The 13,307-nt window shown below is 69.7% G+C and carries 9 protein-coding genes; 1 reads left to right on the plus strand and 8 read right to left on the minus strand.

Annotated features, from left to right (window positions below; all coding sequences use genetic code 11):
• Nucleotides 1-249: 249 nt before the first annotated feature.
• Entirely contained in the window at nt 250-1,578 is a 1,329-nt protein-coding gene (locus ACFWNN_RS05260; protein WP_382438600.1) for a glycoside hydrolase family 6 protein, read from the plus strand.
• Nucleotides 1,579-1,600: 22 nt separating this feature from the next.
• On the opposite strand, the gene ACFWNN_RS05265 is transcribed toward ACFWNN_RS05260, so the two are convergent.
• The 8 genes from ACFWNN_RS05265 to ACFWNN_RS05300 form a co-directional block, all read right to left on the minus strand.
• Nucleotides 1,601-1,801, minus strand: coding sequence for a sigma factor-like helix-turn-helix DNA-binding protein (locus ACFWNN_RS05265; RefSeq protein WP_382438601.1), 201 nt, complete (start codon nt 1,799-1,801; stop codon nt 1,601-1,603).
• Nucleotides 1,798-3,273, minus strand: coding sequence for an AMP-binding protein (locus ACFWNN_RS05270; protein ID WP_382438602.1), 1,476 nt, complete (start codon nt 3,271-3,273; stop codon nt 1,798-1,800). The genes ACFWNN_RS05265 and ACFWNN_RS05270 overlap by 4 nt, the downstream gene beginning before the upstream one ends.
• A 158-nt stretch (nt 3,274-3,431) precedes the next feature.
• A complete protein-coding gene (locus ACFWNN_RS05275; protein WP_382438603.1) occupies nt 3,432-4,514 on the minus strand; it encodes an aldose epimerase family protein in 1,083 nt (360 codons plus the stop codon).
• Nucleotides 4,515-4,603: 89 nt separating this feature from the next.
• Nucleotides 4,604-6,274, minus strand: a complete 1,671-nt coding sequence (locus tag ACFWNN_RS05280; RefSeq protein ID WP_382438604.1) for a LamG-like jellyroll fold domain-containing protein — start codon at nt 6,272-6,274, stop codon at nt 4,604-4,606.
• A gap of 18 nt (nt 6,275-6,292) precedes the next feature.
• The gene (gene mmsB / locus ACFWNN_RS05285; protein ID WP_382438605.1) at nt 6,293-7,507 is read right to left on the minus strand and encodes a multiple monosaccharide ABC transporter permease; all 1,215 of its coding nucleotides are present in this window, start codon (nt 7,505-7,507) and stop codon (nt 6,293-6,295) included.
• A complete protein-coding gene (gene mmsA / locus ACFWNN_RS05290) occupies nt 7,504-9,009 on the minus strand; it encodes a multiple monosaccharide ABC transporter ATP-binding protein (RefSeq protein WP_382438795.1) in 1,506 nt (501 codons plus the stop codon). Before mmsA ends, mmsB begins: the two co-directional genes overlap by 4 nt.
• 27 nt (nt 9,010-9,036) lie before the next feature.
• Entirely contained in the window at nt 9,037-10,122 is a 1,086-nt protein-coding gene (gene chvE / locus ACFWNN_RS05295; protein WP_382438606.1) for a multiple monosaccharide ABC transporter substrate-binding protein, read from the minus strand.
• 542 nt (nt 10,123-10,664) lie between these two features.
• Nucleotides 10,665-13,232, minus strand: a complete 2,568-nt coding sequence (locus tag ACFWNN_RS05300; protein ID WP_382438607.1) for a glycoside hydrolase family 9 protein — start codon at nt 13,230-13,232, stop codon at nt 10,665-10,667.
• Between the last annotated feature and the right edge of the window lie 75 nt (nt 13,233-13,307).

A 13,307-nucleotide genomic window follows, 5' to 3' on the forward strand; every position in this document is an offset into this window, starting at 1 on the left:
GCCCCGATCGGCCCAATATCTTGCGGGAGCGCTCCCAACTACCACGTCACAGCGTTGTCCGCACTCCGTGAAAGCGTTTCGAAAACACTTTCAAAACCCCGCTTCCGCCGTTGACGATTCAGTGCACCGTGGTTACGTTGACCCGAACTCGCATTCGCTTCTCGACGTCACGAGAGCGCTCTCGCCTCACTCCTCAAAAGGCAGGCGACGTCGCGCGAATCCCTGCAACAGAGCAAACCTGGAGATCCGATGACACAGTGGAAGCGGGGCGCGTGCGCACTCGCGGGCGCGGTTCTGGCGGGAGCCACCGCCCTGGTCGTCAGCAGCGCCACGACCGTCAACGCCGCCGAGTCGGCCTTCTACGTGGACCCGTCGACCTCCGCCGCCCGCTGGGTGGCGGCCAACCCCGGTGACTCGCGCGCCGCGGTGATCCGCGACCGGATCGCCGCCGTGCCGCAGGCCCGTTGGTACACCACGACGAACACCTCGGCGGTCCGGTCGGAGGTCAGCTCCTTCGTGGGAGCGGCCGCCGCGGCGGGCAAGATCCCGATCCTCGTCGTCTACAACATCCCCAACCGGGACTGCGGCGGCGCGAGCGGCGGCGGAGCCCCGTCCCACCAGGCCTACCGCGCCTGGGTGGACGAGGTCGCGGCGGGCCTCGGTGGCCGTCCGGCGACGATCGTGCTGGAACCGGACGTCCTCCCGCTGATGACCAACTGCCAGACCGCCGACCAGCAAGCCCAGACCAGGGCCTCGATGGCCTACGCGGGCAAGAAGCTCAAGTCCGGCTCCTCCCAGGCCAAGGTCTACTTCGACATCGGCCACTCCGCCTGGCTCACCCCGGCCGAGGCGGCGAACCGCCTGCGCGGCGCGGAGATCTCCTCCAGCGCGGACGGCATCGCCACCAACGTGTCCAACTACCGCTCCACCTCGGACGAGGTGAACTTCGCCAAGAACGTCCTGTCCTCCCTGGGAGACAGCCGGCTCAAGGCCGTGGTGGACACCAGCCGCAACGGCAACGGACCGGCGGGCAGCGAGTGGTGCGACCCGGCGGGCCGGGCGATCGGCATCCCCAGCACGACCGGCACCAACGACTCGGCCATCGCCGCCTACCTCTGGGTGAAGCTCCCGGGCGAGTCCGACGGCTGCATCGCCCCGGCGGGCCAGTTCGTCCCCCAACGCGCCTACGACCTGGCCGTCGCGGCAGGCCCGGTTCCCACGACAACGACGACCACCACCACGACCACCACGACGAGCAGCAACCCCGGTACGGGTGGCTGCACCGCGACCCACCGCGTGACGAGCCAGTGGCAGGGCGGTTACTCGGCGGAGGTCGTGATCGTGAACCGGGGCCAGGCCGTCACCGGCTGGACGTTCACCTTTTCGGCTCCTGGTGTGGCGGTGACCCAGGGCTGGAACGGCACCTGGACCGACCAGGGCGACCAGGTCCGGGTGACGAACGCGGCGTGGAACGGTTCGCTGGGAGCCGGCGCCCAGGTGAGCATCGGCTACAACGCGAACTACAACGGCACACCGCCGTTCTCGTCACCGGCGCTGAACGGCGTCGCCTGCTCCTGAGCCGAACCCCGGGGTCATCGAGCTACGGCTCGATGACCCCGTTCCGCTGCAACGCGTTCCGCAACGCGTGCAGCCCGCGGCTCAGCCGCACCTTCACGACCTCCTGCGGAACGCCCAGCTCGTCGGCGACCTCGGCGACGGACCGCCCGCGACAACAGGCCCGCACGACCACCACCCGGTGCTCGGGCTCCAACGCCGCCAAGGCGTCGACGAGGTCGTTCACCGCGACGCCGCGGCACGGCGCCCGTCCAGCCGGGCGAGCAGCGCGTGCCGGTCGACCCGGCCGCGCTCCGTCGTCGGCAGCGAGTCGACCGGCACGATCAACGTGGGCACGCAGTAGTGCGGCAGCCGCTGCGACACCGCCCGCTTCGCCACCTCCGGCACCGCGGTACCGGGGCTGATGAACCCGACCAGCCGCCCGTCGTGCACCAGCGTTGCGGCGCGCTCGCAGTCGTCCGCGTGCTCCAGCGCCACGGTCACCGACTCCAGCTCGAACCGGTACCCGAGCACCTCGACCTGGTCACCCGCCCGGCCGCGGCGCTCCAGTTCGCCCTCGTCCGTCCACCGCGCGAGGTCGCCGGTCCGGAACATCAGCCCACCCGCGAACGGGTCGGGCAGGTACCGCCGCGCGGTCAGGTCGAGGTCGCCCGCGTACCCGGCCGTCACCCCGGCGCCACCGATCCACAACTCGCCGACCTCGCCGATCGGCCGCGGCTCCAGGTCGGCCCCGAGCACGTACGCGGTCGCGTTGGGCACGGGACGCCCGAGGGTGTCGCCGTTCCCCGTGGTGGCGGCGACCGTCACCTCGACGGGCCCGTACGCGTGCACCAGGTCCGCGTGCCCGGTCCAGGCCTCGGCGAGCGCCGCCGGGCACCGCTCACCGGCCACCACGACCGTGCGCACGCGCTGACACGCCTCAGGATCCAGCGAGGCGAGCACCGCGGGGGTGGCGATGACGACGTCCACGTGCCGCGCCTCGCCGAGCACGAGGGTGCCGCCGTTCGCCAGCGTGCCGAGCACCTCCCACAACGCGAGGTCGCAGGCGATGTTCAGCAGCTGCGCCACCCTGGTCCCCGGCCTGATCCCCACCGACCCGGGCGAGGTGAGCAGGACGTTGCACAGGTTGGCGTGCGTGATCCGCACCCCGGACGCACCGGAGAACACGACGGCGGCGACGTCCGGTTCGGCGATCGTGGTGCGCCGGAAGGCCCGCACCTCGGGCACCGTGTCGATCTCGACCACGTCGGCCAGATGGGCGGGCAACGCGCACGAGCTGGTCGTGAGCACGACGTCGATGCGCGCGGCACGCACGACGTGCCGCAACTGGGCCTCCGACGCGGTGCCGACGTCCTGCGGCACGCAGGCCGCCCCGGCCTTGAGCACCGCGAGCATCCCCACCACCAGGGAGATCGACCTAGTGAGGAACACCCCCACGTGATCGCCGGGCCGCACACCCCGCCGAATCAGGACCTCGGCCAGAAACCCCGCCCTGGCGTCCAGCTCCCCGTACGTGAGCGACGTCCCAAGGTGCTCCACAGCCCGTGCGAGCGGCCGGCGCGCCGCATGCGTCTCGAACGCGCGGTGCACCTGGTCGAACGGCGGAGTGCGCATCACCCCGGCGCCATAGGTGCGGAAGAGCACCTGATCGGCGGGAGACAGCGCCCGCAGGGCGGACTCGTCGAACTCGACTGACATGGCGGACCCCTTCCCACGCGCGGCGTCCCTCCATCTTGAACGACACAGAGCGCGAGGGTCGGCGAGCTGTCGATTCACCGTTCGAATCGACAGGTTCGTTGCGCCGCAGCGGTGAGAGCGGTAAGCGAGGACCAGTCGGCCGAGCGAAACGAGACGCTTCAGTCCTCAGTGGACAGTTGGAACACCGTCTCCTGCCGATAGACGTCACCGGGCCGCAACACCGCGGTAGGAAAGTCAGGGCGGTTGGGCGAGTCGGGGAAACGCTGCGCCTCCAACGCGAAGCCCGCGCCACGTCCGTACGGCCGGCCGCTCGGCCCTGCCAGGTCCTCGCTCAGGAAGTTCCCGGAGTAGAACTGCACCGCGGGCTCCGTGGTCCACATGGTCAGCACCCGCCCGGAGTCCGGATCGACCGCCTGGGCCGCGATCTCCTCGGCCGAGTCCAGCGCCCAGCTGTGGTCGTACCCGCCCGCGATCTCCAGCTGCGGATGCGTCCCGCCGATCCGGGCCCCGATCGCGGTGGGCGTCAGGAAGTCGAACGGACCACCCTCGACCGGCACCGGATCGCCCACGGGGATCAGGTCGGCATCAACCGGGCAGTACCGGCGGGCGTTGAGCATCAGCGACTGCGAGTGCACGTCGCCGCTTCCCTCGCCGGCCAGGTTCCAGTAGCTGTGGTTGGTCAGACTGACCACAGTGGGCGCGTCGGTGGTGGCGCGGTAGGTGATGCGCAGCCGGTTCTGGCCGTCCAGCCGGTAGGTCACCTCGGCCGACACCGCACCGGGGAAGCCCTCGTCGCCGTCCGGGCTCTCCAGCGTCAGCCGCACCCCCACGCTGTCCGGTTCGCGTAGTTCGGTGGCGGCCCACACCCGTGTGTCGAACCCCTCGGGCCCACCGTGCAGGGTGTTCGGGCCGTTGTTCAACGGCAGCCGGTGCGTGACGCCGTCGAGCGAGAACGTGCCGCCGGCGATGCGGTTGGCGTACCGGCCGACCAGCGCGCCGAAGAACACCCGGTTCTCGCCGGGCTGGTTGTTCTTGACGTACTCGTCGAGCGTGCCGAACCCGAGCACCACGTTGGCGGGGACGCCGTCGCGGTCCGGCGCCTCCAGCGACTGGATGACGCCGCCGAGGTCCAGCACCCGCACGGTGAGCCCGCCTGGCCAGGACAGCACGTACCGGTGGACGTCGGCGTCACCGGCCCGGCCGAACAGTTCCCGCTGGATCTCGGGCTCGTGCTGCGCCATCGAACTCCTCTTGTCCGGTCGACCGGAGAGACACGTGATCCCTGGGTCTCAGGAGATCATGTCATCGTTGACCATCCCGGCGCAGGGCCTCACCGCAGCGCCGCCACCTCGGCGGCCGTCAGCACCCTGTTGTACAGCCGCACGTTCTTCATCCTGCCCAGAAACGGCCTGTCGGACGCGTAGACCGAACGACCCAGGTAGTTGGCGGTGGTGATCCCGCCGCCGAGATCGCCGGGCCGGACGGTGACGCCGCTGGTCCGCGCCACCTCGGCGCCGTTCAGGTAGAGCGCTCCCACACCGCCGCCCACGGTCAGCGCGATCTTCTGCCACACGCCGCGCGCCAGTGGCCGTCCGGAGTTCACGCCCTGCTCGGTCGACCAGTTCCCGGCGCCGATCGCGCCGCGGTAGTTGTCTCCGGTGCTGAACAGGTAGCCGTCCCCGGCGCCGGAAGACGCGGTGTTGCCGAAGCCGTAGAGGAAGTACGGCGTCTGCTGCCCCGGATCGACCAGCACCTCGGCGGAGATCGTGACGGCCTGCACCCCGGTCAGCAGGTTGTCGGGCAGTTGGACGTGCCCGCCCGTCAGCGACAACGAGCCACCGGAGAAGGCCGCGCTGCCCGCGAGGACGCCGTGGTGGCCGTGGCCGGTGGCGTCCGCACCGGACGAGGTCAGCGGCCAGTGCGCGACGAGGCCGCCGGCAGTCGCCTGCACCGGCGGCGGGGGAGCGTTGAGGCGGTCCAGTTCGGCCTGGGTCACCGGCAGCACCGTGCCGTGCCGGGGAGACGCGGGCAGTTTCGCGCCGGTGGACATCGTCCACTTCCCGGACGCCAGGTCGGTCGTCTCGAACGGCACGTAGCCGCGGCCGCCGTACTCGTCGATGAACAGGTACCACTTGTTCTCGGTGTTGGACTTGAACCCGGTCGGGCCCTCGCCGGCGGAGAGCCCGGGGCTGGTCGGGGTGGCCTTGCCGATGCACTCGGCGACGAAGTCGTAGGCCGGGTCCAGCAGGTCCGCGGACTTCTCGGCGGTGATGTACTTGCTGCACGGCGAGGACGACGAGTTGTTCCGCTCGTCCTTCGTGTAGCGGTAGTAGGTGCCGTCGTGCTCGATGACGGTCGAGTCGATCACCGAGTAGCCGGGGTCGATCCACACCTGCGCCGGGCTGAACGTCACGAAGTCGCGCGTGGTCGCGTACATCATCCGGTTGTAGCTGCTGCCGGTGTGCCCCGGATCGTTCGCCGCGTACAGCTTCGACGCCCAGTAGACGACGTAGCTGCCGCGTTTCGCGTCCCAGAACGCTTCCGGCGCCCACGTGTTGCCCGCGGTGGGCGGCGAGACCTGGACGCTGCGCTGCCGCGACCACGTCCGCAGGTCGGCCGACTCCCACACCATGATCGACCGGCTGCCGGTGCGCTGCGCCGCGTCCCAGCCGCGGCCTCCGTTGATCTTCAGGTCCGTGGCCAGCAGGTAGAACTTCCTGCCGTCGGGGGAGCGCAGGATGAACGGGTCCCGCACGCCCAGTTCGCCGAGGCTCGACTCCAGGATCGGCCTGCCGCCGTTGGCCTCGGAGAAGTCCAGCGGGTTGTTGCCGTTGCTGGTGGCGACGTAGATCTGCTCGCCGACGGGACTGCTCTCGCCGGTGAAGTAGAAGAAGGCGTAGCCCGCGAAGGGTTCCTGGGCGGAGCCGGGGGTGTGGGCGGCCGTGACCAGGGCAGCGGTCACGGCCACGACGGTGACGATGGTGCGCAGGGAGGACAGCATCGTTTCGCCTTCCGGGGGTCAGGCGCGTCGCTTGGTCCAGACGTCGTAGGCGACGGCCGCGAGCAGGACGAGGCCCTTCACGAGCATCACGCGTTCGCTGGGCGCGCCGATCAGCGACATGCCGTTGTTGATCACGCCCATGATCAGGCCGCCGGTGATGGCGCCGACGACCTTGCCGACGCCGCCCTGCACCGCCGCGCCGCCGATGAACGCGGCCGCGATGGCGTCGAGCTCGAAGGCCGTGCCGGCGGTGGGACCGGCCTGGTTGAGCCGGCCCGCGAAGATCACACCGGCGAGCGCGGCCAGCGCGCCCATGTTGACGAACACCCAGAACGTGACGGCCTTGACCTTCACACCGGACAGCGTGGCGGCCTGCAGGTTGCCGCCGATCGAGTAGATGTGCCGCCCGAACACGGAGTTGTTGGCCATCAACGAGTAACCGAGCGCGAGTGCCGCCAGCAGCACCAGCACCCACGGCAGGTTGCGGAACCGGGCGAGCTGCACGACGACCGCCATCACGACGACGGCGACGCCCGCGATCTTGAGCACGAACACCGGCATCGGGTCGACGGTCTGGCCGTAGCCGAGCCGGGCCGCGCGCTTGCGCCACTGCGACAGCGCGAACCCGGCCACGAACAGGAGCCCGGCCAGCAGGCTCACGAGGTCGGCGCCGCCGAGCGGGCCGAGGCCGACGTTGCCGAGATAGCCGCCGGTGAACCCGTTCGCGAGCGACCGGATCTCGTCCGGGAACGGCCCGATGCCCTGGTTGCCCAGCGTGGTCAGGGTGAGCGCGCGGAACACCAGCATGCCCGCCAGCGTGACGATGAACGCCGGGATGCCGAAGTACGCGATCCAATAGCCTTGTGCCGCACCGATGAGCGCGCCCGACAGCAACGTCAGCAACACCGCCACCGGCCACGGGAGTCCCCATTGGACGGTCAGCACCGCGCAGATCGCACCCGTCAGCGCCACCGTCGAGCCGACCGACAGGTCGATGTGCCCGCCGATGATCACCAGGATCATGCCGATCGCGAGGATCAGCACGTACGAGTTCTGCACGATGATGTTCGAGATGTTCTGCGGCTGCACCAGAGCGCCGTCGGTCAGCACGGTGAACAGCACGACGATCAACGCGAACGCGACGTAGATGCCGGACTGCCGCAGGTTGATCGAGAACCGGCGGGACGGCGCGGGCGGCGCGGTGGCGGGAGCGGGCGCGGTCTTGGTGGTCATGAGCTCTGTCCTCGTGTCATGTACTGCATCAGCCGTTCCTGCGTGGCCTCATCCCTGCCGACCTCGCCGGTGACGCGGCCTTCGGAGAGCGCGTACACGCGGTCGCACAGGCCGAGGAGCTCCGGCAGCTCCGAGGAGATCACCAGCACCGCGCGGCCCTGGGCGGCGAGGTCGTTGATGATCGAGTAGATCTCGTACTTCGCGCCGACGTCGATGCCGCGCGTCGGTTCGTCGAGGATCAGCACGTCCGGGTCGGTGAACATCCACTTGGCCAGCACGACCTTCTGCTGGTTGCCACCGGAGAGCGTGCCGGTCGGCGTCGACACCGCGGGCGTGCGGATGCCCATCGAGCGCCGGAACCGTTCCGCGACCGTGTACTCCTCGTTCTCGTCGACCCAGCCGCGGGTGGCGAGCTTCTGGAGCGCGGCGGCGGAGACGTTGCGCTGCACGCCCTCGATGAGGTTGAGCCCGTAGCGCTTGCGGTCCTCGCTCACGTACGCGAGACCGTGCCGGATCGCGGCCTGGACCGTGCGGGTGTCGATCTCCTGGCCGTCCTTGACCACGCGCCCGGAGATGTTCACGCCGTAGGAGCGGCCGAACACGCTCATCGCGAGCTCCGTGCGGCCCGCGCCCATCAGGCCGGCGAGACCGACGATCTCCCCGCGCCTGAGCGACAGCGTGGCGTTGTCGACGACGACGCGGTCCGGCTGCGCGGGGCTGTGCACGGTCCAGTCCTCGATGCGCAGCACCTCCTCGCCGATGTCCGGGGTGCGCGGCGGGAACCGGTGTTCCAGGTCGCGGCCGACCATCCCGGCGATGATGCGTTCCTCGCTGAGGCCTTTCGCGGGCAACGTCTCGATGGTCCTGCCGTCGCGCAGCACCGTGACGGTGTCGGCGATCCTGGTGACCTCGCCGAGCTTGTGGGAGATGATCACCGACGTGATGCCCTGCTCCCGCAGGCCTTCCAGCAGGTCGAGCAGGTGCTGCGAGTCGTCGTCGTTGAGCGCGGCGGTCGGCTCGTCCAGGATGAGGAGCCTGACCTCCTTCGAGAGCGCCTTGGCGATCTCGACGAGCTGCTGCTTGCCGACGCCGAGGTCGTCGACCTGGGTGGTCGGGTTCTCGTGGAGGCCGACGCGGTCGAGCAACGCCTGGGCCTCGTGGTTCGTGCGGTTCCAGTCGATGAACCCGCGCCGCGCCCTTTCGTTGCCCAGGAACAGGTTCTCCGCGACCGAGAGCCGGCCGCACAGGGCCAGCTCCTGGTGGATGATCACGATGCCGCGGCGCTCGCTGTCCCGCACGCCGTGGAACGCGCACGGCTCGCCCTCGAAGAGGATGTCCCCTTCGTACGTGCCGTGCGGGTGCACCCCGGACAGCACCTTCATCAGCGTGGACTTGCCCGCGCCGTTCTCGCCGCAGATCGCGTGGATCTCACCGCGCCGCACGGTCAGCGAGACCTCGTGCAGCGCGGTGACCCCCGCGAACCTCTTGGTGATGCCGCGCATGGTGAGGATGTCTTCGGGCACGGCGTGTTACCTGAGCTGGTCGGCGGTGTAGTAGCCGGAGTCGATCAGTTCCTTCTGGTAGTTGGCCTTGTCCACCGGCACCGGCTGGAGGAGGAACGACGGCACGACCTTGACGCCGTTGTCGTAGTCCTTGGTGTTGTTGACCTCCGGCTTGCCGCCCTTGAGCACCGCGTCGGCCATCTTCACCGTGACGTCGGCGAGCTGACGGGTGTCCTTGTGGATCGTGGAGTACTGCTCGCCCGCGATGATCGACTTCACCGACGCGACCTCGGCGTCCTGCCCGGTGACGATCGGGTAGGCCTGACCGGCCGTGCCGTAGCCGCCGCTCTTGAGGGCGGAGAGGATGCCGATCGAGATGCCGTCGTACGGCGACAGCACGCCGTCGACCTTGGCGCCACCGTAGGTCGAGGTGAGCAGGTCCTCCATGCGCTTCTGCGCGGTCGCGGGGTCCCAGCGCAGGATCGCGACGGTCTTGAAGTCCTTCTGCCCGGACTTGACGGTCAGCTTGCCCTGGTCGATGAGCGGCTGGAGCACGGACATGGCCCCGTTGAAGAAGAACGTGGCGTTGTTGTCGTCGGGCGAGCCGGCGAAGAGCTCGATGTTGAACGGGCCGTCGCCTTTGGTCTTGAGCCCGGCGAGCAGCGAGTTCGCCTGCTCGACGCCGACCTTGGCGTTGTCGAACGTGGCGTAGTAGTCGACGTTCGGGCTCTTGCGGATGAGCCGGTCGTAGGCGATCACGGGGATCTTCGCGTCCGCGGCCTGCTGCAGCTGCGACGTGATGGCCGTGCCGTCGATCGAGGCGACGATCAACAGCTTGGCACCCTTGGTGATCTGGTTCTCGATCTGGTTGGCCTGGGTGGGGATGTCGTTCTCCGCGTACTGGAGGTCGACCTTGTACCCCTTGGCCTCCAGGGCCTTCTTGATGTTGTCGCCGTCGTGGATCCAGCGCTCGGACGACCGAGTCGGCATGGTGACGCCCACCAGCGCGCCCTCGGCGGAGCCGCTCTGCTGGTCGATGGTCTTCTCCGCCGAACCGCAGGCGGCGAGCGTGACGGCGAGTGCGGTGGTGGCCGCGATTCGGGCAAGCCTCATTGCTTCTCCTCGATGGCACCGACAGGCAACAGTGCTGTAGCCGGGGAGTGTTATCGCTAACAACTGGCCCGTCAAGTTCCATCTGGATAACGCCAGGTCGTTCCTGTTAGCGCTCACAGGGAGCGTTCCCGCATCGGGGCTCGGGTTCTGTCACCAGTGCGGTGGTTGGGTTTGGGTGCAGAGACCTTTGACGAGCGTGGTCGAGCCATCGCCGCTGGCGCGTCGATAGAGATTGGGGCTTGACTTCGGGGCCCTTGCGAGGCGCTCATCGGCCGGAAAAGGCCGGGCTGAAAAGCGCCCGGCCGAGCTCGAGAAGCTAGCACCTCGCACCCAAAGTCAAGCCCCAATCTCGTTTGTGCGTGGCTGAGTTGGGTGGGTACGTCACCGGTACCGCTTGACCGGAGCCAAGAGGGAGGGACGCCTCGCCTTCGGCATTGCGTTGGGTCTTGCCTTGAGCTGCCTCGCCTTGTCCCTCGCGAGTCCCGCAAACACCGCGCGCCCGCCGTCGAGGAGGTGACGGCGGGCGCGCATCCCTGGTGCGGTCAGACGGTTCTGCAGGTCTTCCCGTTGATCGTGAAGGCGGTCGGATCGGCCCCGGATCCCGACCCGTTGAATCCGATGTGGACGGACTTGCCGGGCTCCACCCGGCCGTTCCACGACATGCTGGTCGCCGTCACGTCCCGCCCGGTCTGGCTCCACGTGGCAGACCACCCCGAGGTGACCTTCTGCGTGCCGGGCAACGCGAACCCGAGCTTCCAGGACGTCCACGCGGCGGCGCCGGTGTTGGTGATCTTCACCTGCGCGGACAGGCCGTCGGGCCAGCGGCCCGCGCTGAAGCTCACCTCGCAGCCGCCAGAGGGGGTGGGCGTGCCGGACTTCTCCGCCGCCCAGCCGGAGACCCAGGCGAGGGCGGAGTTCCAGTTGATCGCCACCTCGTTGACCGAGTAGGCGCCGATGTCGTCGACCCAGCACTTCTGCTGCGGGCAGCCTGCGAGCAGGCGTTGGGCCACCGGGTCCTGCAGGGCGCTGTTCGGGCCGCCGGACAGGGAGCCGGGCGGGGCGATCGGCAGGGTCGGGTCGTTCTGGTGTGCCCAGAAGCGGTGGTGGGCGTTGGTCATGGCCTGGTCGCCGTAGCCCGCCACGTACGACGTGCTGAGCGGGTTGCGGCCGAGGACGTAGTGCAGGGCCTCGAAGACGCCCTCGCGGTACTTCGCGGTGCCGGTGAAGTCGTGGGCGAGCGCCAGCACCTGGGCGTTGTTCAGGACCGTGGAGTTCGAGCCCCAGACGTAGCCGGCGGTGCTGTTGTCGTACGGCGCCGCGTAGCCCATGCCCGCCATCGCGGCGAGGTGTTCGTCTGCCACGGCCGTGAACTTCGACTTGATCGCGGCGACGTCGGCGGCGGGGAGCGCGGACGGAACCAGGGCCAGGGTGATGTCGCCCAGCGGGGCCGTGCCGCCCCAGTGGAAGCCGCCGCGGTTCAGGCTTGCCGCCTTGTAGTGCGGGGAGCCGGTGACGTCGGTGCGGTAGGCGGCCTCGCCCGTGGTCGCGTACAGCTCGGACGCGGCCCAGTAGAACTCGTCGCTGACCGTGTCGTCGCTGTAGGCGCCGCCGCCGGTGCCGTCGTTCGGGTCGGCGAGCTTGGCCGGGTTCGCCTTGGCAGCGGTGTAGGCCTTGCGGGCCGCCGCGAGCAACGTCGCCGAGTAGGCCGGGTCGGCACCGCGCCACAGGCGGGACGCCTGGGCGGCTACGGCGGCCAGGTTCAGGGTGGCGGCGGTGCTGGTCGCGGAGAGGCGGCGCGGCTGGTCGTCCAGTTCGGGACGGGTGGGCAGCGCGGTCCAGTTCGCGTCGTGGATCTTGTGGTGCGCCATGCCGTCGGGCGCCTGCATCTTCAGCAGGAAGTCCACCTCCCAGCGCGCCTCGTCGAGCAGGTCCGGCACGCCGTTGGCCTTCTCCGGGATGTTCATCGAGCCGTCGCGGTACGCGGAGGCGTCGCCGAGCCGTGACGCGCGTTCGTAGGCGTTCAGCAGTTGCCAGGTCGCGATGCCGCCGTTGACCACGTACTTGCCGTGGTCGCCCGCGTCGTACCAGCCGCCGCGCACGTCGAGCGTGTAGCCGCAGGCGAGGTCGGCGCGGCACGGCACGTTGTTGTCACCCTGGTTCGGCGCGACGTTCAGGTGCCCGGCCGGGCGCGCGTACTCGTCGCCGACGTGCTGCGCCTCGATCGGCGTTCCGCTGCGCTGGTGGTAGAAGAACGCGAGCGAGTCGTAGCGCAGCCGCTTGACCGGGTCGGCGGAGATGTCGAACGGGAAGCTGGTGTCCTCGCCGACGGACAGCGTGTAGCCGGTGCCGGCCGTGTCGAACGACGAGAAGTCGATGAGGTGCACCGAGTCGCCGGAGGTCGCGTCCGCGCCCTTGGGAGTGCTCTGACCCGACGCCACGGCAGTACCTGCGGAGTTCTTCAAGGTCCACGTCTGCGGTGTGGTCGCGGACGACACGAGCGTCGCGCGCTTGGGCAGGCCCGGCACGTACGCCACGAGGTCGACCTGGACCTTGCGGGCGGGGTTGGGGTTCACGCCGCCGGGCGGCTTGACGCCCCCGACCAGCGAGACGTTGTCGACGCAGATCGTGTTGTCCGCGGGCTGGCCGCCGAGCTGGAACGCGACCTGGCCGTTCCCGGCATCCGGGAAGTCCAGAGTGGACGTGAACGTGAAGGAGAACCGCTGCGAGACCGTGGAAAGCGCGAACTGCTGACTCGCGATCCCACGATACGGGCTGACGCTCTCACCCGCCGCGGCCGTGATCGGCTGTGCGACGGCCGCGTGGGCGTCGAACGAGAAGGTGTAGGACTGCCCGGTCTCGAACGGCACGCCGTTCTGGCCGATCAGCGCGTCCCAGGGGTTCGTGGTGCCACCGGTGACGGCCGCGCACAGCTCACCGCCGGTGACCCGGTTCGTCACGCCCGCGCCCGCCCACCAGGGATCGGCGCCGGTGTCGAACGTTCCGTTGAGCACGCGCTCGTAGTCCGCCGCCGCGGCCGAGGAGTGGAGCGAGGCCGCCGCGAGCGTCGCGAGCAGGGTCGCGGCGAGCAGGCGAGAGGGTTGCGATCTCATGGTGGTGAAGGTCTCCGTCCACGTCGACAGGGCTTCTGGGAGCGCTCCCAGGGCGACCGTAGGACGATTGGGCCG

The sequence above is a fragment of the Lentzea sp. NPDC058450 genome (genome assembly GCF_042721395.1).
Classification (GTDB): Bacteria; Actinomycetota; Actinomycetes; order Mycobacteriales; family Pseudonocardiaceae; genus Lentzea.